The following is a 25649-nucleotide window of genomic DNA, read 5'->3' as shown; positions in this document are numbered from 1 at the left end:
CGAGATCGGGAGCGGGGAGAATGCCGGCAGTCCGATTCGAACGGACGACCTTCCGCTTACAAGGCGGGTGCTCTACCAGCTGAGCTATGCCGGCACTGCGGCGTCCGCTCCGGGAATCATTCCGCAGCGGACGGAAGGATTATACCGTTCCCCGTCCGAGGGAAAAGGTTTCAGGCGGTGACGGGAATCTTGCCGATCTTGATGCGCCACTCGCGCGGGCCGGTTTCATGCACGTTGTTGCCTTGGCTATCGACGGCCACCGTCACCGGCATGTCGCGCACCTCGAATTCGTAGATCGCCTCCATGCCCAGATCCTCGAAGGCGACGACGCGCGCCGCCTTGATCGCCTTGGCGACCAGATAGGCGGCGCCGCCCACGGCCATGAGGTAGGCGGCGCGGTTGTCGCGGATCGCCGCCACGGCCTCGGGGCCGCGCTCGGCCTTGCCGACCATGGCGATGAGGCCCGTCTTCTCGAGCATGAGGCGGGTGAATTTGTCCATGCGCGTGGCGGTGGTGGGGCCGGCGGGGCCGACGACTTCGTCGCGCACCGGATCGACCGGGCCGACGTAATAGATGACCCGGTTGGTGAAATCGACGGGAAGCGGCTCGCCGCGGGCGATCATGTCGGCGATGCGCTTGTGCGCGGCGTCACGCCCGGTGAGGAGCTTGCCGTTCAAGAGCAGGATGTCGCCGGCCTTCCATGAGGCGACTTCCTCGCGCGTGAGGGTGTCGAGATCCACGCGCTTGGCTTTCTTGGTGTCGGGCGTCCAGGTGATCCGGGGCCAATCTTCCAGCCGCGGGGGGTCGAGCCGGGCCGGGCCGCTGCCGTCGAGCGTGAAGTGCACGTGGCGGGTGGCGGCGCAGTTGGGAATCATGGCCACCGGCAGGCTTGCGGCATGGGTGGGGTAGTCGAGCACCTTGACGTCGACCACCGTGGTGAGCCCACCCAGCCCCTGCGCACCGATACCAAGCGCATTGACCTTGTCGTAGAGTTCGAGCCGCAGCCGCTCGGCGGTGGTGAGCTCGTCGCCGCGCTCGGCGCGTGCTTGCAACTCGTGGATGTCGACGGGGGCCATGAGGGATTTCTTGGCGAGCAGCATGGCTTTTTCCGGCGTACCGCCGATGCCGATGCCGAGGATGCCGGGAGGGCACCAGCCCGCTCCCATGGTGGGCACGGTTTTGAGTACCCAGTCGACGAGGGAATCCGAGGGGTTGAGCATGGCAAGCTTGGCCTTGTTCTCCGAGCCGCCGCCCTTGGCCGCGCAGATCACTTCTACTTTATCACCCGGTACGAGCTCGATGTGGACCACGGCCGGGGTGTTGTCGCGCGTGTTCTGTCGCTTGCCGGCCGGGTCGCGCAGCACCGAGGCGCGCAAGGGATTGTCCGGATTGGTGTAGGCGCGGCGTACCCCTTCGTCGATGAGTTCCTGCAGGCTGCGGCGCGTGTCGAAACGCACGTCCTGGCCGATTTCGAGGAAGACCGTAGCGATGCCCGTGTCCTGACAGATCGGGCGGTGACCCTCGGCGGCCATGCGGGAATTGGTGAGGATCTGGGCGATGGCGTCTTTGGCCGCAGGGCTTTGCTCGCGCTCGTACGCCTCGGCGAGCGCCTTGATGTAATCGACGGGGTGGTAGTAGCTGATGTATTGGAATGCGTCGGCGATCGATTCGATCAGGTCTTCTTCGCGGATAGTGGTCATCACAGGCTCCCTCGCAGAGTGCCCTATTCTAAAACAGGGTGGGCGCCGACGGAATGACCTTTGCCCGCTTGCCCCAGTAAGTCTGATGTAAGATAGAGCAGTTTCAATGAACGGACACGGGGGACCGGGGTGAGCGCGGTCCGTTCGCACAAACCATCGAAGAGGGAGGACGACCCATGGCTCAGAAAATGTACTATCCGCCGGAAGAACTCGTCAAACATGCCGCCGTCTCGGGAATGGATCACTACAAACGGCTCGTGGCCGAGGCGGAAAAGGATTACGAGGGCTATTGGGCGAACCATGCTCGCACGCTCCTCGACTGGAAGAAGCCCTTCACCCAGGTGCTCGACGAGTCCAACGCTCCGTTCTACCGCTGGTTCGCCGACGGGGTGCTCAACGCCTCCTACAACTGCCTCGATCGGCACGTGGCCGCTGGATTGGGCGACAAGGTGGCCATCATCTTCGAGGCCGACGACGGCAAGGTCACCAAAGTCACTTATCGCGAGCTGCTCGCACGGGTGAGCCAGTTCGCCAACGCGCTCAAGTCGCTCGGCGTGAAGAAGGGCGATCGGGTCCTCATCTATCTGCCCATGGGTATCGAAGGCGTGGTGGCCATGCAGGCGTGCGCGCGCATCGGGGCGACGCACTCGGTGGTCTTCGGCGGCTTTTCCGCTCTGGCGCTGCGCGACCGCATCCAGGACACCGGCGCCACGGTGGTGGTCACGTCCGACGGTCAGTTCCGCGGTGGCAAGGTCTTGCCGTTGAAGGCCATCGTCGAAGAGGCGTTTGCCATGGGCGGGTGCGAATCGGTGCGCCACGTAATCGTCAACAAGCGCACCGGCATGGACATCGAATGGCATCCGGAGCGCGACCTGTGGTGGAGCGAGGTCATCGCCGGCCAGAGCGAAGTGTGCGAGCCCGAGTGGGTCGAAGCCGAACATCCGCTCTTCCTCCTCTATACTTCGGGTTCCACGGGCAAACCCAAAGGCGTGCAGCACTCGACCGGCGGCTATCTCACGCAGGTCGCGCTGACGATGAAGTGGACCTTCGACATCAAGCCGAATGACGTTTTCTGGTGTACGGCCGACATCGGCTGGATCACCGGGCACAGCTACGTCGCCTATGGACCGTTGGCGGTGGGGGCGACGCAGGTGGTGTTCGAGGGTGTGCCGACCTACCCCGACGCGAGCCGTTTCTGGCGCATGATCGAGGCGCACAAGGTCACCATTTTCTATACCGCACCCACGGCGATCCGCGCCCTCATCAAGGCGAGCGACGCCACTCCCGAAGTGCATCCGCGCAATTTCGACCTCTCCAGCCTGCGCATCCTCGGCTCGGTGGGCGAGCCGATCAACCCGGCGGCCTGGGAGTGGTATTACCGCGAAGTGGGGCATGAGCGTTGCCCCATCGTCGATACCTGGTGGCAGACCGAAACCGGGGCGCACATGATCACCCCGCTGCCCGGCGCCACGCCGCTCGTGCCTGGTTCCTGCACGCTACCTTTCCCCGGCATCATGGCGGCGGTGGTCGACGAGACGGGTACCGAGCTTCCTTGGGGGCATGGCGGGTTCCTCGTCATCAAGAAACCCTGGCCGTCGATGATTCGCACGATCTGGGGCGATCCGGAGCGGTTCAAGAAATCCTATTTCCCCGAAGATTTCAAAGGGAAACTCTATCTGGCCGGCGACGGGGCGATCCGCGATCCCGAGACGGGCTACTTCACCATCACCGGGCGCATCGACGACGTGCTCAACGTCTCCGGCCACCGTCTGGGCACGATGGAGATCGAATCGGCTCTCGTGGCGCACGAGCTGGTGGCGGAAGCGGCCGTGGTCGGCCGTCCCGACGACATCACGGGCGAGGCGATCGTGGCTTTCGTCGTGCTCAAACGTTCGCGGCCCCAAGGCGAAGAAGCCAAGCGCCTCGTGAAGGAGCTGCAGGATTGGGTGGCCAAGGAGATAGGCCCCATCGCCAAGCCCAAGGAGATCCGCTTCGGCGAAAACCTGCCCAAGACCCGCTCGGGCAAGATCATGCGCCGGCTGCTACGTCAGCTCGCCAAAGGCGAAGAGATCACGCAGGATACGTCCACCTTGGAAAACCCGGCGATCCTGGAGCAGCTCAAGGGCTAAGAGGAGAAGAAGGACGGGCGGCCTCGAGACCGCCCGCCTCATGGGAGGAGACGAATTACGGCGCCTGCAAGAGGCGCTTTTTCTTTTTTCTTCGCGGCAAAAGAAAAAGGCCGCCCTGAGAGGGCGGCCCGTTCCGATGCCTTGCGATGCAGCTTACTTGAGCTTGGTTTCTTTGTAGAGCACGTGCTTGCGCGCTTTGGGGTCGTACTTCATCAGCTCGAGTTTTTCCGGCGTGGTGCGCTTGTTCTTCGAGGTGGTGTAGAAATGCCCGGTTCCGGCGGTGGACTCGAGCTTGATCTTCTCGCGGGCGGCCTTGGCCATGATGCACTCCTATCCGGGATTCAGATTTTCTCGCCGCGGGCGCGCAGCTCGGCGATCACGGCATCGATGCCTTTCTTGTCGATGGTGCGCAGCGCCGCGTTGGAGATGCGCAACTTCACCCAACGCTCTTCGGCCTCGCTCCAGAAACGGCGATAGTGCAGGTTGGGGAGGAAGCGGCGTTTGGTTTTGTTGTTGGCGTGCGAGACGTTGTTTCCCGTCATCGGACGCTTGCCGGTCACTTGACAGACGCGGGCCATGAGGGCTCTCCTGGGAATTCTTCAAAGCATGGAACGATAGCATGAAAACACCGCGGCGGCAAGGTGTCGATGCCAAGCGTGGGGCTGCCTCGCACCGGCCTCAGCCGCGGCGGGCGAAGGTCCACAGGCTGTTCGCGCCGTAGTGCCAGAAGAAGAGGATCCCTGTGACGAGGATCTGGGCAAGCAGGTAGGGTAGCTGTAGCCAATCGAGTGCGAGTGCCATGCCGGCGACGTTGCCGGCAAACCCGGTGGCGGCTACGGCGAGAAACTTGGGTAAGGCGACGATGTGGCGCGCGTCGCTGGCGAAGACCCAGCGGCGCGAGCCGAGGTAGTTCGTCACGGCTCCGGCAAGAAAACCCAGCGCCGAGGCGGGGAGCGGGCCGAGCGTGTCCGTTTCGACCAAGGCCACCAGCACGGTGTAATGCACGAGGGTGCCGGAGACGCTCACCAGGGCGAAGCGCGACATGCGCACGAGTTCGGCCAGCGGACGCCTCATGGATCGGTGGCCTCGTGGTCGATGATCTTGAGGACGGCAAGCGGCGTGCCCAGCCGCTCGATGCGGGCGATTTCCTTGCCGGGTACCGCCTGGTCGCAGTCATCGTGCGTGGTGGCAAGCAGCAGTTCCGCATCGTCCCAGGCCTCGGTGATGTACACGTTGGGGGGTAGCCAAGGTTCGATCTGGAATCCTTCCGCGCAGTAGGCGAGTGCCCATTCCTTGTCGGCGGGTTGCTTGGCGACCCAGTCGGCGAGCGCGGGGAGCAGAGCCCGGGTGGCGTCGCTCCAGTAGTCCAGTTCCCAGTGATGCTTGGCGCCGGCAAGGCCTCGGGCGAGATGGTTGTAGTAGAGGTGTTGATAGGGATGCAGCCGCGCCAGGGTGATGAAGTCATCGGCGGCCGAGAGTACGAGCAAAGCGCTGAGCAGCAGTGCTCCATGGCGGCGGCGAAGGGAGATTTCGGTCAGGGGGCGGTGGAGTGCCGCGAGCGTGCTTTGCCAGCCCCAGCAGGCGAGCAGCGCAAACCACGGTACGAGAAAGAGGAAGTGGCGCAGACCGTTGTAGAGGGGGGGCTTGCCGATCACGACGTAGGCGAGGACGAAGGCGAGCGCGAACAGCAGCGGCCACAGGCGGGGGGATTCCTTGATGCGCCGCCAGTGGGCGAGCGCGAGTACGGTTCCCAGGATAACGAATTCCGGCAGTCGCACGAGGAGGTACTTGGGTAAATAGAGACGCGAGACTTTGGCGTTTTCCACGCGCTCGCCGTCTTCCCAGGTATAGAGGTCGAAGGCGAAGTGCGAGAATTTGGTGAGCGCCTGCCAGACGTGATCCCATCCCATCACCGACCACGGCCAGAAGAAGGCCATGAGGGCAAGCGCGAGGGCGATGCCCGGCGCGAGGCGCAGGAGGATCGCCGTGAAGAGCCGTGGCCAGGGGGGCAGGGCCCGGCGGCGGGGCCACCAGGAGAGGAGAATGGCCGCGCCGAGGAAGCCGAAGGCGAGCACGCCGCCTACGCGCAGCCCCAGCGCCGCTCCGGTGGCGAGCCCCCACAACAGGACGTGGCGCCAACGCGGCGCAGGAAGCCCGTCGGCGATGCGGCTCGTGTAGTAGAGCGACCACAGCATGGCCGCGGCAAAAGGGACGTCCTTGGTGTGGGTGAAGATGGCGCCGGAGAAGACGCCGCTGCCCATCGTGGCGGCGAGCGCCGCCGTGCCGAGCCAGGCACCGCCGAGGAAGCGCCCGAAACGCGCCGCGCCCAAGAAGGCCAGGGCGCCGAAAGCGGCGGTGAGGAGGTGCCGCAGCGGCCACCAGTCGATGCCGAAAGCCATGGTGATCCAGGCTGCGGGCAGGTCGAAGAGGCCGCCGTAGAGATAGAGGTTGCTGAAATCGAGAAAGGTCTTGTCGGCAAGCCCGCTCGTGTAATACGCCACGAGCAGTTCGCCATAGATGTGCTGTACCCATTCGTCGTTGCTGGGGGCGTGGCGGTCGTAGCCGTCGAACACGTACCAGGCGAAGACGAGCCACAGCAGCATGGCGAGGCTGCGCGGAGTGAGCAGGCGCTGGAAGAGGAGGCGCATCGGCAAGGAACTCGGCACGGAATCGGCAATCAGAAAGGCGCGCGGACGAAAGGTTCAGCGCAGAGGGGAAGGGGGGTCGGCGAGTTCGTCGGGCAGGTTCACGGTGCGCCCGATGAGGTAGAGCGGCCGGCGCTTGACTTCCTCGAAGACGCGGCCGAGGTATTCGCCGAGCACGCCCAGGCTGACGAGCTGCACTCCCGAGAGAAAGAGTGTGGCGACCATCAGCGAAGCGTATCCGGGCACGTCGCGCCCGAAAAGCAGCGTGCGTACCACCAGCCACAGACCGTAGACGACGGAGGCGAGCGCCAGAAGCGCGCCGATCGAGGACCAGACGTGCAAGGGGACCGTGGTAAAGGAGACCATGCCGTCGATGGCGTAGCGCCAGAGCTTGCGCAGCGACCAGCGGGAGGTGCCGGCGTGGCGCTCGGCGGGCCGGTAGGGAATGGTGACCTGCTCGAACCCCACCCAGTTCGCCAGCCCCTTGAGGAAACGCTTGCGTTCGGGCAGGAGATTCAGGGCTGCCACCACGCGCCGATCGAAGAGGCGAAAGTCGCCCCCGCCCGGTGTGAGGGCGATTTCGGAGATGCCCCGGTAGAAACGGTAGAAGGCGAGCGAGAGCCAGCGGCGCAAGGGGGAGTCGGTGTCGCGGTCGGTGCGCACGGCCGTGACGATGGCCGCCCCGGCGCGCCAGTGCTCGAGCATCTGGGGAATGAGTTCGGGCGGATGTTGCAGGTCGGCATCCATGATGACGGCGGCCCGTCCGGCGACGCGATGCAGCCCCGCGGCCATGGCGGCTTCCTTGCCGAAGTTGCGCGCAAAACGCACGCCCTTGACGCGGGCATCGGCTTTGCCGAGCCGCTCGATGACCGCGAAGCTCTCATCGCGGCTGCCGTCATCGACGAGGATCAATTCCCAGGAGAGCGCGAGCGCATCGAGTACGGCCTTGAGCCGTTCGTACAAAACCGGTAACGATGCCGCTTCGTTATATACGGGTACAATCACGCTCAATTCGACCGGGGTCGGCGGTGCGGAGGCGGGAATCACGGTTGTCGGCTCCTGTCGTCAGCGAATCGTAACGGGATGTAAGGCAAGGATCGCATGGACGTCCATTTCGAAAAATCCGGCGTTTTGGCGCTGACGCCGCCCCCCCTAGGGGTGTCATCCCCGGCCGAGGTTTCCCTGGAAACGACCGCGTCGGTGCGGCGGACCTTCGTTTTGTGCGCCGACGATTATGGTATCGCACCGGGCGTGGATCGTGCCATCGAGCATTTGATCGAATCGGGGCGGGTGACGGCCACGGGGGCGATGGTAACCATGCCTTGCTGGCAAAGCGATGCGTCGGGCTTGGCGGCTTTGGCACGCGCAACGGGTGCCCAGGTGGGCTTGCACCTGACGCTCACCGAGCAGCGTTCGGCGAGCCCGGCGCGTGGCTTGGCGCAAGATGGACGTCTGCCGTCGCTGCGTTCCTTGCTTTTGAGGGCATTGACGAGGCGTCTGCCGGCGGCGGCCGTGGCCGAGGAGATCCGGGCGCAGTTCGATGCCTTCGAGGATGTCTGGGGGGCGCCGCCCGCCTTCGTCGATGGGCATCAGCACGTGCATCTCCTGCCGACGGTGCGTGAGGCGCTCATCGCCGAAATCCTGCGCCGCTACGCGCCGGGTACGTTGTGGGTGCGCGATTGCCGCGAAACCGTGCGGCGCATCCGGATACGGGGTGTTGGGGTGCGCAAGGCGCTCTTCCTACGTCGCTTGGGGGGTGGACTCAAGGCAGCACTGCTCGAGCACGGCATCGCGCACAACCAGGGATTCTCCGGCCTGCACGATTTCAAGGAAACGCTGCCTTTTCGCGAGAAGATGGGCCGTTTTCTTCTGTCATTGGGGCCGAGAGCCTTGGTGCACGTGCATCCGGGCCGGGTCGACGCGACGCTTTTGGCCGTCGACACGCTCACGACCCCGCGCGAATGGGAATACGAATATCTGGCGAGCGACGCCTTCGTTGCCGATTGTGCGCGGCTGGGTGTGCGGCCCGCCCCGCCTTCATGGAGTGCTCAACCCCGCCGGAGCAAGGAAAATACGCCCTCCCGCGGTGCCTGAAGTCCGCTCCGCGGCCGGCTCTGCTAGACTTACGGCCTCGATCCCTCATCCCTCGATGCCATGCTCGAAGCTTCGGCGCTCACCTGCATCAAAGGCGACCGCATTCTCTTTCGCGACCTGACGCACGTCTTCCGCCCCGGCGTGCTCACGCGCGTGGCCGGTCCCAACGGCGTGGGCAAGACGAGCTTGTTGCGCCTGCTCTGCGGCTTGGCGCAGCCTGATGAGGGGGAAGTGCGCTGGCAAGGAGTGCCGTTGAGGGCGCAAACGGATGCCTGGCACCGGGCGGTATTTTTCCACGGCCATCTGCCGGCGGTGCATGAGCTCTTGAGCCCGCGAGAGAACCTGCGCAGCCTCGCCGCGGTGCAGGGGCTGCCGCACGACGCAGCGGTGATCGACGCTGCCCTCGCGGAGCTTGGCCTTGCGCGGCAACGCGATCTGCCCGTGCGGGTGCTTTCGGCGGGGCAGCGGCGGCGGGTGGCGCTTGCACGCCTCATTCTGGCGCAGGAACGACCCGTGTGGATTTTGGACGAACCCTTCACGGCGCTCGACGTCGCCGCGGTGGCCGCGCTCGCGCGCCGCATCGAAGCGCGGGTGCGCGATGGAGCCACCGTGGTGCTCACGACGCACCAGGATGTGGAATTTTCCTGTGCTTGCGACATCCTGGAGCCGGGGCGGTTTGCGCCGCGGCGCAAGGCGGCGTGATGGGGGCGGTATTCGCGGCCATGCTGCGGCGTGAATTGGCGCTTGCCTGGCGCGGCCGTACCGACGTGCTGCTCGCGCTCTCCTTTTTCGTCGTCGTGGTGTGCCTCTTTCCTTTTGGCATCGGGCCGGAGGCGAACCAGCTGCGCTCGATCGCCCCGGGCGTGGTTTGGGTAACGGCGCTGCTCGCCTCGCTCCTGGCGCTACCGCGGCTCTTCGAGCACGACCTGAGGGACGGCACGCTGGAGCAATTGCTGCTCTCTCCCGAGCCGGCGGTGGTGTGGGTGCTGGCGAAAGTGGCCGTCCATTGGCTCGTCACCGGCGTGCCGGTGGCGCTCTTCGCGCCGCTGCTCGCCGGGCTCTATGATCTGCAGCCGGAGGTCCTGCCGTTGCTGGCGGGAACGCTCTTGCTGGGTACGCCCACGCTCACGCTCATCGGCGCGATCGGGGCGGCGCTCACCCTGGGGGTTCGTTCCGGAGCGGTGCTGCTGGCGCTACTGGTGCTGCCGCTGGCGGTGCCGGTGTTGATCTTCGGCGCCGGCGCGGTGGAAGCGGCCCTGGGTGGGGTATCCTACGCCGCGCACTTGGCCCTGCTGGGGGCAGGAGGATTTGCAGCGGTAGCGCTCGCTCCCTGGGCGTGCGTGGCGGCGCTGCGTTTGGCGGTGCAATGAGAGGGAAGAATCGAGGGATGGACGCGACACCAGGAAGACGGCAGCGCTGGCAGCAGGGAATCGAGGCGCGGCAGCGATCCCCGCGCAGCCTGTGGCGGTTTGCCGCACCGCAGCAGTTCTATCCGCTCGCCGGGCGGCTTGCGCCGTGGTTCGCCGCGCTCGCCGCCGTGCTTGCCGTGGCGGGGCTGTATCTGGCGTTTTTCGTCGCGCCCACCGATGCGCAGCAAGGCGAGGTCTATCGCGTCATTTTCCTTCACGTGCCGGCGGCGTGGATGTCGATGTTCCTCTATCTCGTGATGGCTTTCTGGGGCATCGTCGGCTGGGTACTCAACACGCGGCTCTCCTTCATGATGGCCCATGCGCTCGCGCCCACGGGGGCGATCTGGTGTTTCATCGCCCTGTGGACGGGGGCGCTATGGGGGCGCCCCACCTGGGGGACGTACTGGGTGTGGGATGCGCGGCTCACCTCGCAGCTGCTCCTCATGTTCCTCTACTTGGGTTATCTGGCGCTCACGCGGGCCATCGAGGATCCGCGACGCGCCGATCGCGCCGGGGCCCTGCTCGCCATCGTCGGTTCGATCAACGTACCCATCATCTACTTTTCGGTGAAATGGTGGAACACGCTGCACCAGGGCGCGTCGGTGAGCCTGACGCGTGCGCCTTCCATGGCCACCGTCATGCTGGTGACCATGCTGGTGATGGCGTTTGCTGCCTGGTTCTACTCGATCGCCGTGGCCTTGTGGCGCGTGCGCACGCTCATCCTCGAGCGCGAACGGCACACCGACTGGGTGGCCGCCGAGCTCGATCGCCTGGCGGTCAAGGAAAAGGAGTGAGCGGATGCACTGGGAATCGTGGTCGGCATTTTGGGACATGGGTGGACGGGGTTTTTACGTTTGGGGGAGCTACGGCGTGAGTTTCGCCCTCATCGCCCTCGAACTTTATTTCCTCCATCGCACTCGTAAGGCCGTGATCCGCCGTCTGCTGCGCTGGCGGGCGGCACGGCTCGAAGACACGGGAGAAGACGCATGACGGCACGCGGCAAGCGTTTGGCCTTGATCCTCGCGGCGCTCGCCCTGCTTGGCGGGGCCACGGCGCTGGTGCTTTCGGCGATGCGCGAGAATCTGGTGTTTTTTCATACGCCCTCCGAGGTGGCCGAGGGCAAGGCGCCTTTCGGGCGTACCTTCCGCATCGGCGGGCTGGTGGCGCCAGGTTCGCTCGAGCGGCTGCCCGACGGCGTGACGGTACGTTTTGCCGTCACCGACACGGCCAAGACCATTCCCGTCGTCTATCGCGGCGCGCTGCCCGATCTCTTCAGCGAGGGCAAGGGGGCGGTGGCTCAGGGCAAACTTGGGCCGGACGGGGTGTTCGTCGCGAGCGAAGTGCTCGCCAAGCACGACGAGAACTACATGCCGGTGGAAGCGCAGCACGCCGTGGATCAGGCGCAGCGCGCGGCGGCCACCCTAAAACCCTGAGGAGTGCGTGATGATCCCCGAGATGGGACAGTTCGCGCTGGCGCTCGCCTGGGCGCTGGCGCTGGTGCAGGCGGTGCTCGGCCTTGCAGGCGCGGCGCGCGGTTCGGCCGGGGCGATGGCGGCGGCCCGGCGCGCGGCGCTCGCCCAATGTGCCGCGCTCGTGCTCGCTTACGCTTGCCTGACGGCATCCTTCCTGCGCATCGATTTTTCCGTGCTCTTGGTGGCGGCCAATTCCTCGACGCGCACGCCGTGGTTCTATCGCCTCACCGGCGTGTGGGGCAACCACGAGGGATCGATGCTCTTGTGGGCGCTGTCGCTTTCCCTGTGGCAGGCGGCGGTGGCGGCTTTCTCGCGCTCGCTCACCGAGTCCTTTCGCGCGCGCGTGCTCGGGGTGCTGGGTGCGGTGAGCGTGGGGTTCCTCGCCTTCCTCGTGCTCACTTCCAATCCCTTCGAGCGACTGGTACCGATGCCGGCCGAGGGGCGCGACCTCAACCCCATGCTGCAGGATCCGGGCATGATCATCCATCCGCCGCTCCTGTACATGGGCTACGTCGGCATGGCGGTGGCGTTTGCGTTTGCGATCGCGGCATTGCTTTCGGGGCGGATGGACGCGGCCTGGGCGCGCTGGTCCCGGCCTTGGACCCTGGTCGCCTGGGTGTTCCTCACGCTGGGCATCCTCGTCGGTTCGGCTTGGGCCTATTATGAGTTGGGCTGGGGCGGCTGGTGGTTCTGGGACCCGGTGGAGAACGCTTCGCTCATGCCTTGGCTCCTGGGGACCGCCTTGCTGCATTCGCTCATCGTCACCGAGAAGCGGGGGGCGTTTCGCAGTTGGACGGTGCTGCTGGCGATCGGGGCGTTCTCGCTTTCGCTGCTGGGAACGTTCCTCGTGCGCTCGGGCGTGATCACCTCGGTGCATGCCTTTGCGTCCGATCCGAAGCGCGGCGTGTTCATCCTGGGGCTTCTCGCGCTCACCGTGGGGGTGTCGCTGCTGCTCTTCGCCTGGCGCGCGCCGCGGCTCTCCGGCGGCGGGGCCTTCGCGCCGGTCTCGCGCGAGGGTTCGCTGCTGGTCAATAACGTGCTCATGGCTTCGGCTGCCGGGGCGGTGTTGCTGGGCACGATCTATCCCATGGTGATCGACGCGTTGCACGCGGGCAAGATCTCGGTGGGTCCGCCGTATTTCGAGACCGTCTTCGTGCCGCTCATGGTGCCGGCCGTGGTGCTGATGGCCTTGGCGCCGTTCCTGCGCTGGAAGCGGGATGCGCTCGCCCGGGTACTGCGCCGGGTGTGGCCGGAGCTGATCGGGGCGCTGCTCATCGCAGCGCTGGGCGTGTGGGCAATGAATCACGTCACGTTCGGCGCCTTCCTGGGGATTGCCCTCACGGCTTGGGTCGTTCTGGCCTCGCTGCGGCTGCTCGTCGACCGTCTGCGCCAAGGGGGTGCGGTGGGACTGGCTGCGCGGCTGCGCGGCATTCCCGGCTCTTGGTGGGGGATGTGGTTGTCGCACCTGGGCGTGGGGGTGTTCATTCTTGGCGTGACGCTCGTGGGGGCGCTGGAGCAGCGGCTCGACGTGAAGATGATGCCGGGCGAGGCGGCGGAGCTTGCCGGTTACCGCTTCGTGCTGCGCGGTGTGAGCGAGGTGCCGGGGCCCAACTACACGGCGCAGCGCGGCGAGCTCGAGGTGTGGCGCGAGGGGCGAATGCTCACGGTGCTCGCCCCGGAGAAACGCGCCTACTTCCGCTCGGCCATGCCGATGACCGAATCGGCGATCGATTGGGGCGTATTCCGCGACGTCTATGTGTCGCTGGGCGATCCCACCGGCGATGGCGGCTGGGTGGTGTTGCTCTTCTATAAACCCTTCATTTCCTGGATCTGGTTCGGGGCGATCGCGATCGCCGTGGGCGGGCTCGCCGCAGCGCTCGATCGGCGCTACCGGCGGCTCGCGCGGCGCATGGCTTCGGTTCCCCTGCCGGAGGCGCTGCCCGAACCGGCTGCGGAGGCGGTGCGATGAAGTTGAAATACCTGATTCCGTTCGTCATTTTCGTCGCCCTGGTCGCGCTCTTCGCCTACGCGTTCCGCCTCGATCCGCGAGAGGTGCCTTCGCCGCTCATCGGCAAACCGGCCCCGGCCTTCGCCTTGCCGCGGGTGGACTCGCCCGAGACGCTCGCAGGCCCGGCCGATCTGCGCGGCCAGCCGTGGCTGCTCAACGTCTGGGCCACGTGGTGCGTTGCCTGTCGTGAGGAACACGCCATGCTGGTGCGGCTCGCCCGTGAGGCGGGCGTGCCCATCGTGGGTTTGGACTACAAGGAGATTCGCGGCGATGCCGAGCTCGACGCCTCGCGCCTCTCCCCGCAGGAAGAGCGTGAAGCGGCGCTTCTGCGGGCACGGACCTGGCTCACCCAGCGAGGCGATCCGTATCGGTTTGCCGTGCTCGATCTCGACGGGCGCGTGGCGATCGACTATGGCGTCTATGGTGTGCCGGAGACTTTCCTCATCGACGCCGGGGGCATCATCCGCTACAAGCACATCGGTCCCATCGACGAGCGGGCGTGGCGTGAGGAATTGCAGCCCCGATGGGCGGCGCTCGGGGGAGGAAAGCCATGAGTGGCAACCGGTTTTTTGCCAAGGGAACACGCGCCTGGCAGGGCTTTGCGCTTGCCGTCTTGCTCTGTTTGTTCGTGGGCCGTTTCGGCTTTGCCCAAGCGACCGGGGAAGTGCCCCAGGCACGACCCGTGGGCGACCCGGCGATCGAGGCGCGTGCCCTGAAGCTCGGGCACGAGCTGCGCTGCCTCGTGTGCCAGAATCAGTCGATCGCCGAGTCCAACGCCGAGCTTGCCCATGACCTGATGAACCAGGTGCGCGAGCAGCTTGCCGCCGGCAAGAGCGAGGAGGAGGTGCGTGCCTACCTGGTGGCGCGCTATGGCGACTTCGTGCTCTATCAGCCACCCTTGAAGGCGAGTACGGTGGCGTTGTGGGTGGGGCCGTTCGTTTTGGTACTCGCCGGTGTGCTCGCCCTGTGGCGGGCGCTGCGCCGCCGTGCGCGGGAAGGAACGCCGACGCTCTCGGCCGACGAGGCGGCGCGCGCCGAAGCCTTGCTGCGCGGCACGAATGAAGGGGAACGGTCGTGACGGGATTCCTGGGGATGGCGGCGCTCGTGGCGTTGGTGGCTACGGCTTGGGTCGTGTGGCCGCTCGTGCGGCGCCAGGGGATGGCCTCCGACGAGGCAGCCCAGGCCCAAGCAGCCCTAGTGGTACTGCGCGAAGAATTTGCTTCCCTGGAGGCGGCGCGCACGGCGGGCGAACTGGACGATTCGGCCTATGAGCAAGCCCGGCGCGAGCTGGAAGCGCGTGCCTTGCTTGAAGCGCAGGCGCGCGCGCGGCATGTTCGGCGTCAGGGAACTTCGCCCATGACGGCCGTGTTCGTCGGCGTGGGGCTGCCGGTGCTCGCCGCGGCGGTTTATCTGCTGGTAGGGGCTCCTCGCTGGGCGAACGAGGAGGCGGTACTCGCGGCCACGCGCGAAGCCGCGGCGGCGCAGGCGGCGGGAGCTGCCGGTGTTTCACTCGATCAGATCAAGTCCATGGTGGCACGGCTCGAAGCGCGGCTGGAAAGCGGGGAGGGCGACGCCCAATCCTGGCTGATGCTCGCCCGTTCTTATCGCGTGCTGGGAGATCCGGCGCTCGTGGCTGCCGGCTGGGATCGGCTGGGGGCGAAGATTCCCCAGGAACCCACGGTACTCGTCGAGTGGGCCGAATTACTGGTCGTCGCTCGCGGCGGGTTCGACGCTGACTCTTCGGCTCTGATAGAGCGGGCGCTCTCGCTCGCTCCGAACGAACCCAAGGCGCTCGCGATGGGCGGGGCGGCGGCCGCCGCGGCCGGGGACCACGCCAAAGCGGTGGAGCGCTGGGAACGACTGCTCGCGCAGGCGCCGGCCGAGGGGGAATTCACCCAGACGCTGCGCGCGGCGATCGAAGCGGAGCGGCAGAAGGCGGGGCTGGCCCCAGGAAATTGAACCCTCACGGGGCTCATGCTCAGCGCACGTTCGTAGCCGCGCGCTGCTGGGCGATTTCCGCTTCGATCATGTCGTCGAGCTCGTCTTCGGTGAGTCCGAAAAATTCGGCCACCGGACCGCGTGCCTTGTGCCATTCCTTGTCGCGTCCGATGCCGACCGTCTCGGCCGCCACGACGTCGCCCATGGCGATGAGGCTCACCAGGTGTGGTACCTGGGGCGGCAGCGTCGTCTCTTCGAAGACGCTCACATAGTCGTGGTGATGGTTGATCGCCAGGGCCACCGGTTCGGCCAGGCCCCAGCGCCGGGCGAGGAAAAAACCGACCACGGCGTGATGCGTCTTGTAGCGCTCGAATTCGTGCTCAGTAAAGGGTTTTTCTGGATCGACCCGGGCGAGCGAGAGCGTCTCGTGATAATCGGGATGGTTGCGCGCGAGCAGGAAAAACCCCGTGTCGTGCAAGAGTGCCGCCGTGTGGGCCATGGGGGGCGGCACGGTACGCATCAGGCGGGCGAAATCTGCAGCGGCTTCGGCCGCGACCCGCAGTTCGTCCCAGATGGAAGGCCGCAGATTTTTGGGCAAGCCAAAGGTGGAGTGCAGCAGGGCGTGCAGCACGATCTGGTGCGTGCGCTCGAGGCCGATCACCTGCAGCGCCTGGGCCACCGATTCGATCTTGCGCATGCGCATGACGCCGTTGGCCGCACGCAGCACGGCCGCAGCGAGCGCCGGATCCTGCTGGATCATCTTGGCGAGCTTGGCGAGGTTCGGGTTTTCCGCTTCGGCTTCGCGGGCGATGGCGGTCAGGACATCGGGGGCAGGCGGGATGTCGAGTTGCGAAGGTTCGGCAAGGGGCGTGGAGGCGGTGTTCATGGAGTCGTTCCTCGAAGCGGCGGCTGGAATCACATCAAGGATGCATCGGTTTCATGATAGCGCAGCGCTGATCGAATGAGGGGTAACTGCGCAAGAAATTGGAGTACGCTCGTGAATCTTGCTAAAGTTTGCTGGAGAAACACCGATATAAATCATTATTCAGCAGGGAACAGGGAAGAACCATGAGTGAACAGAGTCTCACACGTCGTATCGCCATGGGGGTGGCGATCGCCACGGTATGCTTCATCGCGCTGAGTACCGCCGTGATCGGCGGCCTGGAATGGGAAAAACTGCAGCGCCGCATCGACGAGACCATGAGTTTCCAGACACGCGACGTGCTCTCGCGCCTGCAGATGCTGCACGAGGCCGTCACCGTGTCGGTACGCTCTCAGCTCAAGATGTTAAAGAGTTTGTTCCCTTATGGGACTCGAGTCGACATCGATACCAAGCAGACGACGGAAATGGGGCCGGCCAAGATGAAGGTCCCCATCTTTCGGTTGGGCGGAATGGAGATGAACGAGCGTTTCATCGAGGCCGATCTCCTGACGGAGCAGACGGGCTCGGTGGCGACGATTTTCGAGCGCGTGGGTGACGATTTCCTGCGCATCTCGACCTCCCTGCGTAAGGAAGACGGTTCGCGGGCCTTCTTGACCACTCTCGATCGTAATCACCCGGCCTACAAACGCTTGCTTGCAGGGGAGGAGTACATCGGGCCAGCGGTCCTTTTCGGCAAAGATTACATGACCATCTATGAGCCGATGAAGTCTGAGGATGGCAAGGTGGTCGGAGCCTGGTTCATCGGCTATCCCATGGGCAGCCTGTTGTCCAAGTTTCGTGATTCGGTTGCCAGTATCAAAATAGGCGAGACAGGCTATGTCTACGTGCTCGACAAAGATGGGTATCTTCGTTTTCACCCATCGTTGGAGGGGAAGAATATACGACAAATGCGTGATGCTAATGGGTTTGACTTCATTGGCGAAATGTTGGAGAAGAAAAACGGGATCATTCGCTATCAATGGATCGATCCGGGCAAAGACAAGCCGCGGGAGAAAGTCGCCGCCTATGCCTATTTTCCCGAGTGGGATTGGTTGGTCGTCTCTTCGGCCTACGTCGACGAGCTCGCGGAGGATCTCTTTGGCAATATCCTGCGCAATTCACTTGCGTCCATTGGGGAAGCGGTTTTGCTTGCCCTGGTGATGGTGTGGCTGGTGCGCCGTGCCTTGCGTCCGCTCGATACCTTCGTCATGGTAACCGAGCGCATGGCGTCCGGGGATCTGAGCCAGACCTTGCACTACGAGCGCAATGACGAGCTGGGGCGTCTGGCCGCGGCGATCAACCATATGCGTTCGGAACTCGCCAGTCTCATCGGCGCCTTGCAGCGCGAGGCGGGCGATGTGGCCACGCGGGCCAAGACGATCGAACGGCAGGCGGAGGAAGTGCAGCAGCGTGTCGCCGCTCAGGCAGGAGACACCCATGCGGTGGCCGCCGCGATGGAGGAGTTCAGTGTGGCCTTGAACCAGCTCGCGCAGCACATGCGCGAGACGGCGCAGCGCGCTCAGGCGTCCATGGAGAAATCGGACGAAGGGGCCGAGACGATCGCCGCGGCGATCGAAGGGATGAACCAGATCGCCAGAATCGTGGAGGAGGCGGCCGACCGGATTCGGACTCTGGACGGGTTCTCGCAGCAGATTTCGAGTATCGTGGCCACGATCCGCGAGATCGCGGATCAGACGAATCTGTTGGCACTCAACGCGGCCATCGAGGCAGCGCGCGCCGGGGAACAGGGGCGTGGGTTCGCCGTGGTGGCCGACGAGGTGCGCAAGCTCGCCGAGCGCACCGGCAGCGCGACCCGCGAGATCGGCGACATGATCGACAAGATCCAGCATGCGACGAGCGAAGCCGTGTCCGGCATGAATGCCGGGGTGACCGAAGTTCAACGGGGGGTGGAAAATGCCCGTCAGGCACGGCGCGCGATCGATGAAATCCGGCAGGAGGCAGCCGAAACCAGCCGGGCCGTGCAGGAAGTGGATCAGGCGCTGGAGCAGCAGACCGAGGCCGTCCATTCGATCGCGCAGCGGGTGGAGCGTATCGCCGAGGGCGCTGAGGCTTCGGCTGCGGCGGCCAAAGACAGCGAGGCACAGGCCAAGGCACTGCAGGAAGCGGCCTCGAGCCTGCGCCAACGGGCCGAGCACTTCAAGGTGTGAATTCGGTGCCGCGGTGGATGCGGTGGACCCGCTTGACGTGGCACAGCAGCTCGTAGGAGATGGTGCCGGCGGCGCGGGCCACTTCATCGACCGGAATGTGCTCGCCCCATAGCTCCACGATCGCGCCCTGGCCGAGGTCTTCGGGCAGCGGCGAGAGGTCGACCGTGAGCATGTCCATCGAAACGCGACCGATGAGCCGCGTGCGCCGACCGCCTACCGCCACGGGCGTACCGGTGGGCGCATGGCGCGGATAGCCATCGGCGTAGCCGATGGCGACCAAACCGACGCGGGTCGGCCGTTCGGCCACGAAGGTGGCTCCATAACCCAAGGTTTCGCCGGGGGCGAGCCACCGGGTGGCAAAGATTTTGCTCGTGAGGGTCATGACCGGCCGCAGGGCATTGGCCATGTCGGGATCGGCGCCGACGACGAGGGGGTTGCCGCCGTAGAGCAGAATCCCGGGGCGGGCCCAGTCGCCGCGTGCCTGCGGCCAGGCGAGCAGCGCTGCGGAGTTGGCAAGGCTCGTCTCGCCCGGCAGGGTCGCTATGCCGCCGTGGAAACGCCGAATTTGTTCGAGCGTCATGCTCGAGGTCGGATCGTCGGCACAGGCGAAATGCGTCATCCATACGGGGGGGTCAAGATTGGGGACCGCCTGCAGACGCCGCCACACGGCCGGGGCTTCGTGAGGGGCGAAGCCGACGCGGTTCATGCCCGTGTTGATCTTGACCCAGATGCGGCGGGGTCGGCGCGGCGCGAGTTCGAGCATGCGCAGTTGTGTCTCGTGGTGCACGACCGGCCATAAATCGAGTTCGGCGGCAGTCTCGAGCTCGGCCGGGTCGAACACCCCTTCGAGGAGTACGATCGGCCGGGTGATGCCGGCGGTACGCAGCGTGACCGCCTCTTCGAGGAAAGCGACGGCAAAGCCATCGGCAAGGGGCTCGAGCGCCTTGGCGCAGGCAATCGCCCCGTGACCGTAGGCGTCGGCTTTGACCACGGCCAATGCCCGGCCGCCAGCCAGGCGTTTGGCGAGAAGGTAATTGGCGCGTAGGGCGTCGAGATCGATGGTGGCGCAGGAGGGGCGCATCGCAGCAAGAAAAAATCGAGTCCGGTGAGCCCATGATAGCCCATCCGGACGAGAAGGAGTGTTTCGGGCGGTGTCGCGGCACCCTTGGGGTGCCGCGTGACGAGTCACTTGAAGGGATCGGGGCGCGGCGTATTCGGGCCGGAAGGCGGCAGCAGCGGCAAAGGCATTTGCGGCCGCTCGCCAGTGAGCGTATACAGGAAGGCGACGATCTTCTTCAGTTCGTCGTCGGTGAACGTGCGGCCGAGTTGCAGGCGCCCCATCAGTGTGACGGCGTCTTCCAGAGTGGCGGCTTCGCCGTCGTGGAAGTAAGGATAGGTGAGTTCGACGTTTCTCAAGGTGGGCACTTTGAAGTACCAGCGGTCTTCGTCCTTCTTGGTCACCGCCGCGCGGCCTTCGGCGGGAGAAGTGGATTTGTAGGGTTCCACCACCCCCAGTTTCTGGAACGAATTGCCACCGAGGTTGGGACCGTTGTGGCAGGCGATGCAGCCGCTATCGTAGAAGAGCTTGAATCCTTCGAGCTCGGTCGCGGTGAGCGCCTTGTCGTCGCCCTTGAGCCATTTGTCGAAACGCGAATTCGGGGTGACCAGGGTCTTTTCGAACTCGGCCATCGCATCGGTAATTTCTTGCAGGGTAATGGCCTCGGTTCCATAGACTTTTTTGAATTCATCGACGTAGCCGGGAATGGATTGCAGCACGGCCACGGCGAGCGTGTGCGGCATGCTCATCTCGATGGGGTTTTGAATCGGACCGGCGGCCTGTTCCTGTAAGTTGGCGGCACGTCCGTCCCAGAACTGGGCGATGTTGAGCGAAGCGTTGAACACGGTGGGGGTATTGACCGGCCCGGGTTGCCATTTGTGGCCGATGGCGGTTTTGAGATTATCCGTTCCGCCCAACGACAGATTGTGACAGGTGTTGCAGGAGATGATGCCGGACATCGACAGGCGCGGTTCGAAGAAGAGCTGACGGCCGAGATCGACTTTGGCCTGATGTTCGATCTTGGCGGGTTCGATCGGCTGGATGATGGCCTTGGCTTTCTCGCGCAGTTCGGCGGGTGTTTCGGTCATGGCTGCCTGGACTGCGGAAACGGCGAAGGCGGCGACGATCGCGGTGAAGAGGAGCTTGCGGGTCATGAGAGCCTCCGGCGGAAGGAAAAATTTGTAAGGCAAATTTAGTCCATTGCGCTCCTTGCTACCGGGAAAAAGCGCCAAAGTTTGCTTTGGATCAAGTTTGCCCTTCAGGGACGTTGTCGATTGGCAACAGAAACACTCCTTGAGTGCAGATGAGACAGGAGAGGGATTTCGAGCTCGATCGCATCCAGCGTGTTTTTCACGAGGAGCCCCAATTCGGTATCGCCGGACAGTACCAGGCGCCGCTGGAAGAAGAGGGTGTCGGCGTCTTCTTCCCGCCGCAGCAGGGCGAGAAAATCGCGAGCGGCGGCACGCAGCGTCAGGCGCGGCGCGACGTGTAGCGGCAATGGGCGGAAGCCTTGCCGGGTGAGCGTGAGGGCGAGCCGCAATCCGAGGTCGCTCACCTCGATGCGCAGCGGCTGCTCTAGGAGCGCTTCGAGGTCCGCGAGCGGTAGCCGGGGAAAGAGCAGTCGATCGAGGGCGAAGGCGAGCACGGCCGCCGGCGGGGTTTGAGGCAAACGGGAGACGATCCGGGAGAGCACGGGCGGAAAGGCGAAGCGGGATTCTTTCATTGGGCGCGGAGGGCAGAGGGAGAAGAAGAGGGTTCGCGATACACGAAGCCGCTCTCGCCGTACCAGAAGCCGTTGCACGATTCCGGCTCGGGCGCGGGCATTTCACCGAAACGGCGGGCACGGTCGAGGGCGGCGATCCGCTCGGGCGTGCCTTCGGGGGCGGGCACGAGGCGTAGGGCCTGCGCGAGCGAAGTGGCTTCTTCGAGGCGGTCCATCAAGGACCACGGACGGGCGGAGAGCACTTGCACGCCGTTGAGCACGAGGAAGTCGGCTCCGTCGCGGGTGGCGAGCGGCAGTCCGGCCGGATGCTGCAGACAGCGGAATTCACAGGCGTCTTTTTGCAGCTGGTAGTGACGGGCGGTGAAACAGCGCGCCGAATGCGCCAGGGGAAGCGGTCCCCATACCGGTAATTCGGTCTCGATCGTTCCTTTTTCCAGGGCGGAAAAGCCTTCGAGCAGCCGCGCGAGGGCTGCGCGTGAGAGCTCCGGCGGTGGCAGCCAGCGGCGCGCTCCGGCCTCGGAGAGCTGGGCGAGGGCGTGCGGATTGTAGACGTTGAGTGAGGCACCGGCGATCCAGTCGCGCCGCCCGGCGGCTGCGAGCAGGTGCACCGTGCCCATCTCGTTGGCTTCGACGGCGAATTCGTCCTGCTCCACCAGGCGGCGTACCCATTTGAGATGGGATTCGGATTCGATGAGGGCGTAGCCGGCGAGAACGACCCGCTTGCCCGCGGCGGCGAGTTCGCGTCCGAGGGCGATCCAGTCGGGCAGGCGCAATTCGGCGCGACGGGCGCAGACGGTCTCACCCAAGACGACGGTATCCACGGGCGTCTCGGCGATCGCCTCGTAGAAGGCGAGGACGCGCTCGCGCGGCCAGAAGTAAGGGATGGGCGCGAGCACCAATTCGAACGAAAGGGGGTTCATGGGGGTCATTTCCACGGCCGGGAATAGGCACCGAGGGTGTGGCTCGCGCCTTCGCTGACGCGGTCGAGCGCGGTGAGCCACTGTGGGCGCGGGGAGAAATCCCGAGGAGCGGCGAACGCGGCGTCGATCGCTTCGCGCCACACACGCGTGACCTGCGCCACGTAGGCGGCGCTGCGCTGGCGTCCCTCGATCTTGATGGCGGCGACGCCGATCTCGATGAGGCGCGGCAGCAGCTCGAGCGTGTTGAGGCTGGTGGGCTCCTCGATGGCGTAATAGGTGTGTCCGCCTACGGCAAAACGGCCTTTGCACAGGGTGGGGTAGCCGGCCGGTTCATCGGGGGCGTAACGGTCGATGAGAAAGCCGTTGAGCCGTGCCTCCAGCCCTTGCGGCGTTTCGTCCCAACGCACGAACTTGGCCGGAGAGCAGGCGCCGTGGCAGTTGGGCGACTGACCGGTGGCGTAGGCCGAGAGGGCACAGCGCCCCTCGACCATCACGCACAGGCCACCGAATCCGAAGACTTCGACCGCCACGGGGCTGTGCCGAACCACCTGCGCCACTTGTTCGAGCGAGAGCACGCGCGGCAGCACGGCGCGCTCGATGCCGTAGCGTTCGTGGTAGAAGGCGAGCGCCTCGTAGTTCGTGGCCGAGCCTTGCACCGACAAGTGCAGGCGTAGCTCGGGATGGCGCTCGCGCGCATGGGCGAGGAGGCCGAGATCGGCGAGGATGAGGGCATCGACGCCGAGCGATGCGGCCCTATCGACCGCCGCCGTCCAGTGAGTCCAACCCTCGGCTTGGGGATAGGTGTTGAGGGCGAGGAAGACGCGGCAGCCGTGTGCATGCGCCAGCTCGATCGCCTGCGCGAGGCTGCGTTCGTCGAAATTGAGGCCGTTGAAGTTGCGCGCGTTCGTCGCGTCCTTGAAACCGAGATAGACGGCGTCCGCTCCTTGTTCGACGGCGGCCTTGAGCATGGCCGGGTTGCCGGCGGGGCAGACGAGTTCGGGGCGACGCATGCAGGAAGGATTCATCATCGGGCGCGAGGATCCGACTCGGAAAGCCCGCAGGATAGCGCGTAAGCGCATCGTCGTCCTTGATGGAAGTCAAGGTCGGATTCGGAGGGGGATTCGGGGTGCCGGGTAATGCTGACGGGCGGCCGTGCCACGGCCGCGTGCGGCAGCGAGATTCAGAGCAGGGTGAACTTGAGCAGGAACACGCCGGCGATCACGGCCACGGCCAGCGGCAGCTCGCGCACGCGCCCGGTGAGGAGCTTGAGGGCGGTGTAGGTGATGAAACCGAAGGCCAGACCGTTGGCCACCGAGAAGGTGAAGGGGATGGTGATGGCGGTGACCGCTGCCGGTGCCGCTTCGGTGAGGTCGTCCCACTGCACTTCCGCCAGCCCGCGCGCCATGAGGATGGCCACGTAGAGCAGCGCCGGCGCCGTGGCGTAGGTCGGTACCATGGCCGCGAGCGGTGAGAACACGAGCATGGCGAGGAACAGGATCGCCACCACCACGGCGGTGAGCCCCGTGCGACCGCCCACGGCCGCGCCCGCTGCCGATTCGAGGTAGGTGGTGGTCGAGGACGTCCCCAGCGCCGCGCCGAGCACGATGGCGGTGGAGTCGGCCATGAGCGCTCGCCCCAGTCGGGGCAGACGGCCCCGGGCATCGAGCAGTTTCGCGCGCTGGGCCACCGCGATCAAAGTGCCGGAGGCATCGAAGAGTTCCACGAGGAAGAAGGTGAGCACGATGGAGAGGATGCCCGCGTCGATCGCCCCTTTGAGGTCCATTTTGAGCAAGGTGGGGGCGAGCGAAGGAGGGGGAGCGACGATGCCTTTGAAGGGGACGAGCCCCAGGGCCACGGCAGTGAGCGTCACTGCGAGGATGGCGAGTACCACGGCGCCGGTGACGCGGCGCGCCTCCAGCGCCAGGATGGTGAGGAATCCGAGCACGGCGAGCAGCACCGGCAGGTGGTGCAGGTCGCTGAGGGTGACGAAGGTGACGGGGTGCGCTGCGACCAACCCTGCATTCTTCAGGCCGATGAGGGCGAGGAAGAACCCCACGCCGGCCGAGATGGCAAACTTGAGACTCGTAGGGATGGCGTCGATGATCCACTCACGGATGCGCAGCGCGGAGACGATAAGGAAAAGGCAACCTGAGATGAAGACGGCTCCGAGCGCCGTCTGCCAGGAATAACCAAGCGTGCCGACGACGACGAAGGCGAAGTAGGCGTTGAGCCCCATGCCCGGCGCGAGTGCGATGGGATAGTTGGCGTACAGCCCCATGATGGCCGAACCGATGGCGGCTGCAAGGCACGTGGCGGTGAAGACGGCCTCGCGCGGCATTCCGGCCGAGCCGAGGATCTCGGGGTTGACGAAGACGATATAGGCCATCGTCAGGAAGGTGGTGAGCCCCGCGAGCACTTCGGTGCGCACGTCGGTGCCGTGGGCCTTGAGCTGGAAGAGGCGTTCGAGCATGGGGGGCATCCCGAAAAAGACGCTGCATTGTAGAGAAAGGGGAGCGAGAAAGGCAATCGTCCCACGCCCTCTATAATCGCTCCGTCCGAACGAAACAGGAGACGGGGAAATGCGAAAGGCCGGATACCGGCTGGGGGTGCCGGCGTCGGTGCTGCTGCTCGTGCCGTTGCTTTTCTTCCTTTGGCTGTGGCTCGGGCGCAGTGCGCTGCCACAGGATTCGCCCGGCGGTTGGCCTCGCGTGCGCGAACCCGTCGATCGGCTGCTCACGACCGAGCTCGTCAATCCGGGCTTCGTCGTGGGCTATTCGGAGTGGCACGGGGTGCCGCGCTGGGTGGCCTATCGTGCCGATCCGCCGCCGACTCATCGCTTGCAGCGGCGTCCGGCGCGATTCGAACCGGATCCACGCACTTTGCGTTGCCGTCTGGGTTGGCACTGCGTGCGCCACGAGTCCTATCGTGATTCGGGGTTCGACCGTGGCCACATGGCGCCGAATTTCCTGATCGGGACGCGCTATGGACTCGAGGCGCAGCACGCCACTTTTTTGCTGTCGAACGTCGCGCCCCAGCGTCCCTCGCTCAACCGCGGCAGCTGGCAGCGACTCGAAGCGGTGGAGGCGGATCGTTTCGCGCCGAACGCGCGCGTGCTATGGGTGGTGGTGGGGCCGGTGTTCGACGAGCATCCGCCGCGGTTCTCGCCGGAATGGATCGCGGTGCCCAAGGCGTTCTTTCGCATCTTCTGGGGCGAGGACGAGGAGGGCAGGCAGCGGGTGCTTGCTTTTCTCATGCCGCAGGAGACGCCGCCGCAGGCCGATCTGCGCTCGTATCTCACCACGGTGCGAGCGATCGAAGAGGCTACGGGCATCGACTTTTTCCCGGATTTGCCGGCGCAGGAGCAAGATCGTCTGGAGACGGCCGCTCCGGATCCCGACGCGTGGGGACTCACCGAAGAATGGGCACGGGCGCCGGGTCGCTACCGGGCCGAATGAGCGATGCCA

26 protein-coding genes and 1 tRNA gene are annotated in these 25649 nt (G+C 65.4%); 13 read left to right on the top strand and 14 right to left on the bottom strand.

Annotated elements, in window-relative coordinates; genetic code table 11:
* Window positions 1-21: 21 nt before the first annotated feature.
* Window positions 22-94, bottom strand: a tRNA-Thr gene (locus H607_RS0105395).
* A gap of 76 nt (window positions 95-170) precedes the next feature.
* The gene (locus H607_RS0105390) at window positions 171-1700 is read right to left on the bottom strand and encodes a fumarate hydratase (RefSeq protein ID WP_028874584.1); all 1530 of its coding nucleotides are present in this window, start codon (window positions 1698-1700) and stop codon (window positions 171-173) included.
* Window positions 1701-1876: 176 nt separating this feature from the next.
* On the opposite strand from H607_RS0105390, the gene acs reads away from it, so the two are divergent.
* Window positions 1877-3829 carry an acetate--CoA ligase gene (gene acs, locus H607_RS0105385; RefSeq protein ID WP_028874583.1) on the top strand — a complete coding sequence of 651 codons (1953 nt, stop codon included), beginning with the start codon at window positions 1877-1879 and terminating at the stop codon, window positions 3827-3829.
* A gap of 153 nt (window positions 3830-3982) precedes the next feature.
* On the opposite strand, the gene rpmG is transcribed toward acs, so the two are convergent.
* From rpmG to H607_RS11880, 5 genes are all read right to left on the bottom strand, one after another.
* A complete protein-coding gene (gene rpmG / locus H607_RS0105380; protein ID WP_028874582.1) occupies window positions 3983-4150 on the bottom strand; it encodes a 50S ribosomal protein L33 in 168 nt (55 codons plus the stop codon).
* A gap of 20 nt (window positions 4151-4170) precedes the next feature.
* Window positions 4171-4407, bottom strand: a complete 237-nt coding sequence (gene rpmB, locus H607_RS0105375; protein WP_028874581.1) for a 50S ribosomal protein L28 — start codon at window positions 4405-4407, stop codon at window positions 4171-4173.
* Between the two features lie 100 nt (window positions 4408-4507).
* On the bottom strand, window positions 4508-4903 hold the full coding sequence (locus H607_RS0105370; protein WP_072247998.1) for a GtrA family protein: 396 nt from the start codon (window positions 4901-4903) through the stop codon (window positions 4508-4510).
* Window positions 4900-6477 carry an ArnT family glycosyltransferase gene (locus tag H607_RS11885; RefSeq protein ID WP_051240684.1) on the bottom strand — a complete coding sequence of 526 codons (1578 nt, stop codon included), beginning with the start codon at window positions 6475-6477 and terminating at the stop codon, window positions 4900-4902. Before H607_RS11885 ends, H607_RS0105370 begins: the two co-directional genes overlap by 4 nt.
* Window positions 6478-6531: 54 nt before the next feature.
* Window positions 6532-7479 (bottom strand): glycosyltransferase family 2 protein, encoded by a 948-nt coding sequence (locus H607_RS11880; RefSeq protein WP_211218485.1) that lies wholly within the window; start codon window positions 7477-7479, stop codon window positions 6532-6534.
* A gap of 96 nt (window positions 7480-7575) precedes the next feature.
* Here H607_RS11880 and H607_RS11875 point away from each other — a divergent pair, with 96 nt between their 5' ends.
* From H607_RS11875 to ccmI, 10 genes are read left to right on the top strand one after another with little or no spacing between them, the layout of a single operon-like run.
* The gene (locus H607_RS11875) at window positions 7576-8568 is read left to right on the top strand and encodes a ChbG/HpnK family deacetylase (protein WP_083961950.1); all 993 of its coding nucleotides are present in this window, start codon (window positions 7576-7578) and stop codon (window positions 8566-8568) included.
* Between the two features lie 60 nt (window positions 8569-8628).
* Window positions 8629-9270, top strand: a complete 642-nt coding sequence (gene ccmA / locus H607_RS0105350; RefSeq protein ID WP_028874579.1) for a cytochrome c biogenesis heme-transporting ATPase CcmA — start codon at window positions 8629-8631, stop codon at window positions 9268-9270.
* Window positions 9270-9938 (top strand): heme exporter protein CcmB, encoded by a 669-nt coding sequence (gene ccmB / locus H607_RS0105345; protein WP_028874578.1) that lies wholly within the window; start codon window positions 9270-9272, stop codon window positions 9936-9938. The genes ccmA and ccmB overlap by 1 nt, the downstream gene beginning before the upstream one ends.
* Window positions 9939-9997: 59 nt before the next feature.
* The gene (ccmC, locus tag H607_RS0105340) at window positions 9998-10771 is read left to right on the top strand and encodes a heme ABC transporter permease CcmC (protein ID WP_028874577.1); all 774 of its coding nucleotides are present in this window, start codon (window positions 9998-10000) and stop codon (window positions 10769-10771) included.
* Between the two features lie 4 nt (window positions 10772-10775).
* Window positions 10776-10967: a heme exporter protein CcmD gene (gene ccmD / locus H607_RS0105335; protein WP_028874576.1), complete on the top strand. Its 192-nt coding sequence runs from the start codon at window positions 10776-10778 to the stop codon at window positions 10965-10967.
* Complete coding sequence (gene ccmE, locus H607_RS0105330; protein ID WP_028874575.1) at window positions 10964-11410, top strand: cytochrome c maturation protein CcmE; 447 nt, start codon at window positions 10964-10966, stop codon at window positions 11408-11410. Before ccmD ends, ccmE begins: the two co-directional genes overlap by 4 nt.
* A gap of 10 nt (window positions 11411-11420) precedes the next feature.
* Window positions 11421-13418 (top strand): heme lyase CcmF/NrfE family subunit, encoded by a 1998-nt coding sequence (locus H607_RS11870; RefSeq protein WP_051240683.1) that lies wholly within the window; start codon window positions 11421-11423, stop codon window positions 13416-13418.
* The gene (locus tag H607_RS0105320; protein ID WP_028874574.1) at window positions 13415-14011 is read left to right on the top strand and encodes a DsbE family thiol:disulfide interchange protein; all 597 of its coding nucleotides are present in this window, start codon (window positions 13415-13417) and stop codon (window positions 14009-14011) included. The genes H607_RS11870 and H607_RS0105320 overlap by 4 nt, the downstream gene beginning before the upstream one ends.
* A complete protein-coding gene (locus tag H607_RS0105315; protein ID WP_083961949.1) occupies window positions 14008-14535 on the top strand; it encodes a cytochrome c-type biogenesis protein in 528 nt (175 codons plus the stop codon). Before H607_RS0105320 ends, H607_RS0105315 begins: the two co-directional genes overlap by 4 nt.
* The gene (gene ccmI / locus H607_RS11865; RefSeq protein ID WP_157381271.1) at window positions 14532-15416 is read left to right on the top strand and encodes a c-type cytochrome biogenesis protein CcmI; all 885 of its coding nucleotides are present in this window, start codon (window positions 14532-14534) and stop codon (window positions 15414-15416) included. The genes H607_RS0105315 and ccmI overlap by 4 nt, the downstream gene beginning before the upstream one ends.
* Window positions 15417-15435: 19 nt before the next feature.
* Here ccmI and H607_RS12865 read toward each other — a convergent pair whose 3' ends face one another.
* Complete coding sequence (locus H607_RS12865) at window positions 15436-16281, bottom strand: HDOD domain-containing protein (RefSeq protein ID WP_051240681.1); 846 nt, start codon at window positions 16279-16281, stop codon at window positions 15436-15438.
* A 182-nt stretch (window positions 16282-16463) separates the two neighbouring features.
* On the opposite strand from H607_RS12865, the gene H607_RS0105300 reads away from it, so the two are divergent.
* Window positions 16464-18485 carry a methyl-accepting chemotaxis protein gene (locus H607_RS0105300; protein WP_028874572.1) on the top strand — a complete coding sequence of 674 codons (2022 nt, stop codon included), beginning with the start codon at window positions 16464-16466 and terminating at the stop codon, window positions 18483-18485.
* Here the strand turns inward: H607_RS0105300 and alr are convergent.
* The 6 genes from alr to H607_RS0105270 form a co-directional block, all read right to left on the bottom strand.
* Complete coding sequence (gene alr, locus H607_RS0105295; protein ID WP_028874571.1) at window positions 18475-19566, bottom strand: alanine racemase; 1092 nt, start codon at window positions 19564-19566, stop codon at window positions 18475-18477. The two genes, H607_RS0105300 and alr, sit on opposite strands and share 11 nt — an antisense overlap.
* A 104-nt stretch (window positions 19567-19670) precedes the next feature.
* Complete coding sequence (locus H607_RS0105290) at window positions 19671-20630, bottom strand: cytochrome c peroxidase (protein WP_051240700.1); 960 nt, start codon at window positions 20628-20630, stop codon at window positions 19671-19673.
* A gap of 170 nt (window positions 20631-20800) precedes the next feature.
* Window positions 20801-21265, bottom strand: a complete 465-nt coding sequence (gene ubiT / locus H607_RS0105285; RefSeq protein WP_028874569.1) for a ubiquinone anaerobic biosynthesis accessory factor UbiT — start codon at window positions 21263-21265, stop codon at window positions 20801-20803.
* Window positions 21262-22185, bottom strand: a complete 924-nt coding sequence (locus tag H607_RS11855; protein WP_037989623.1) for a U32 family peptidase — start codon at window positions 22183-22185, stop codon at window positions 21262-21264. The genes ubiT and H607_RS11855 overlap by 4 nt, the downstream gene beginning before the upstream one ends.
* A 5-nt stretch (window positions 22186-22190) precedes the next feature.
* A complete protein-coding gene (gene ubiU, locus H607_RS0105275; protein ID WP_037989620.1) occupies window positions 22191-23213 on the bottom strand; it encodes a ubiquinone anaerobic biosynthesis protein UbiU in 1023 nt (340 codons plus the stop codon).
* 152 nt (window positions 23214-23365) lie between these two features.
* Window positions 23366-24655: an NCS2 family permease gene (locus H607_RS0105270; protein WP_028874567.1), complete on the bottom strand. Its 1290-nt coding sequence runs from the start codon at window positions 24653-24655 to the stop codon at window positions 23366-23368.
* Window positions 24656-24764: 109 nt separating this feature from the next.
* Here H607_RS0105270 and H607_RS11845 point away from each other — a divergent pair, with 109 nt between their 5' ends.
* A complete protein-coding gene (locus H607_RS11845) occupies window positions 24765-25640 on the top strand; it encodes a DNA/RNA non-specific endonuclease (RefSeq protein ID WP_051240680.1) in 876 nt (291 codons plus the stop codon).
* Window positions 25641-25649 lie beyond the last annotated feature (9 nt).

Source organism: Tepidiphilus margaritifer DSM 15129 (assembly GCF_000425565.1).
In the GTDB taxonomy this organism is placed as follows: Bacteria; Pseudomonadota; Gammaproteobacteria; order Burkholderiales; family Rhodocyclaceae; genus Tepidiphilus; species Tepidiphilus margaritifer.
The sequence above is the reverse complement of the archived record's forward strand: the minus strand, read 5'-3'. Positions and strand labels throughout refer to the sequence as shown.

Bases quoted from the DNA above. Each gene is read 5' to 3' on its own strand.
- H607_RS0105390 (WP_028874584.1), bottom strand. From the start codon at position 1,700: ATGACCACTATCCGCGAAGAAGACCTGATCGAATCGATCGCCGACGCA.
- acs (WP_028874583.1), top strand. From the start codon at position 1,877: ATGGCTCAGAAAATGTACTATCCGCCGGAAGAACTCGTCAAACATGCC.
- rpmG (WP_028874582.1), bottom strand. From the start codon at position 4,150: ATGGCCAAGGCCGCCCGCGAGAAGATCAAGCTCGAGTCCACCGCCGGA.
- rpmB (WP_028874581.1), bottom strand. From the start codon at position 4,407: ATGGCCCGCGTCTGTCAAGTGACCGGCAAGCGTCCGATGACGGGAAAC.
- H607_RS0105370 (WP_072247998.1), bottom strand. From the start codon at position 4,903: ATGAGGCGTCCGCTGGCCGAACTCGTGCGCATGTCGCGCTTCGCCCTG.
- H607_RS11885 (WP_051240684.1), bottom strand. From the start codon at position 6,477: ATGCGCCTCCTCTTCCAGCGCCTGCTCACTCCGCGCAGCCTCGCCATG.
- H607_RS11875 (WP_083961950.1), top strand. From the start codon at position 7,576: ATGGACGTCCATTTCGAAAAATCCGGCGTTTTGGCGCTGACGCCGCCC.
- ccmA (WP_028874579.1), top strand. From the start codon at position 8,629: ATGCTCGAAGCTTCGGCGCTCACCTGCATCAAAGGCGACCGCATTCTC.
- ccmB (WP_028874578.1), top strand. From the start codon at position 9,270: ATGGGGGCGGTATTCGCGGCCATGCTGCGGCGTGAATTGGCGCTTGCC.
- ccmD (WP_028874576.1), top strand. From the start codon at position 10,776: ATGCACTGGGAATCGTGGTCGGCATTTTGGGACATGGGTGGACGGGGT.
- ccmE (WP_028874575.1), top strand. From the start codon at position 10,964: ATGACGGCACGCGGCAAGCGTTTGGCCTTGATCCTCGCGGCGCTCGCC.
- H607_RS11870 (WP_051240683.1), top strand. From the start codon at position 11,421: ATGATCCCCGAGATGGGACAGTTCGCGCTGGCGCTCGCCTGGGCGCTG.
- H607_RS0105320 (WP_028874574.1), top strand. From the start codon at position 13,415: ATGAAGTTGAAATACCTGATTCCGTTCGTCATTTTCGTCGCCCTGGTC.
- H607_RS0105315 (WP_083961949.1), top strand. From the start codon at position 14,008: ATGAGTGGCAACCGGTTTTTTGCCAAGGGAACACGCGCCTGGCAGGGC.
- H607_RS12865 (WP_051240681.1), bottom strand. From the start codon at position 16,281: ATGAACACCGCCTCCACGCCCCTTGCCGAACCTTCGCAACTCGACATC.
- H607_RS0105300 (WP_028874572.1), top strand. From the start codon at position 16,464: ATGAGTGAACAGAGTCTCACACGTCGTATCGCCATGGGGGTGGCGATC.
- alr (WP_028874571.1), bottom strand. From the start codon at position 19,566: ATGCGCCCCTCCTGCGCCACCATCGATCTCGACGCCCTACGCGCCAAT.
- H607_RS0105290 (WP_051240700.1), bottom strand. From the start codon at position 20,630: ATGACCGAAACACCCGCCGAACTGCGCGAGAAAGCCAAGGCCATCATC.
- ubiT (WP_028874569.1), bottom strand. From the start codon at position 21,265: ATGAAAGAATCCCGCTTCGCCTTTCCGCCCGTGCTCTCCCGGATCGTC.
- H607_RS11855 (WP_037989623.1), bottom strand. From the start codon at position 22,185: ATGAACCCCCTTTCGTTCGAATTGGTGCTCGCGCCCATCCCTTACTTC.
- ubiU (WP_037989620.1), bottom strand. From the start codon at position 23,213: ATGATGAATCCTTCCTGCATGCGTCGCCCCGAACTCGTCTGCCCCGCC.
- H607_RS0105270 (WP_028874567.1), bottom strand. From the start codon at position 24,655: ATGCTCGAACGCCTCTTCCAGCTCAAGGCCCACGGCACCGACGTGCGC.
- H607_RS11845 (WP_051240680.1), top strand. From the start codon at position 24,765: ATGCGAAAGGCCGGATACCGGCTGGGGGTGCCGGCGTCGGTGCTGCTG.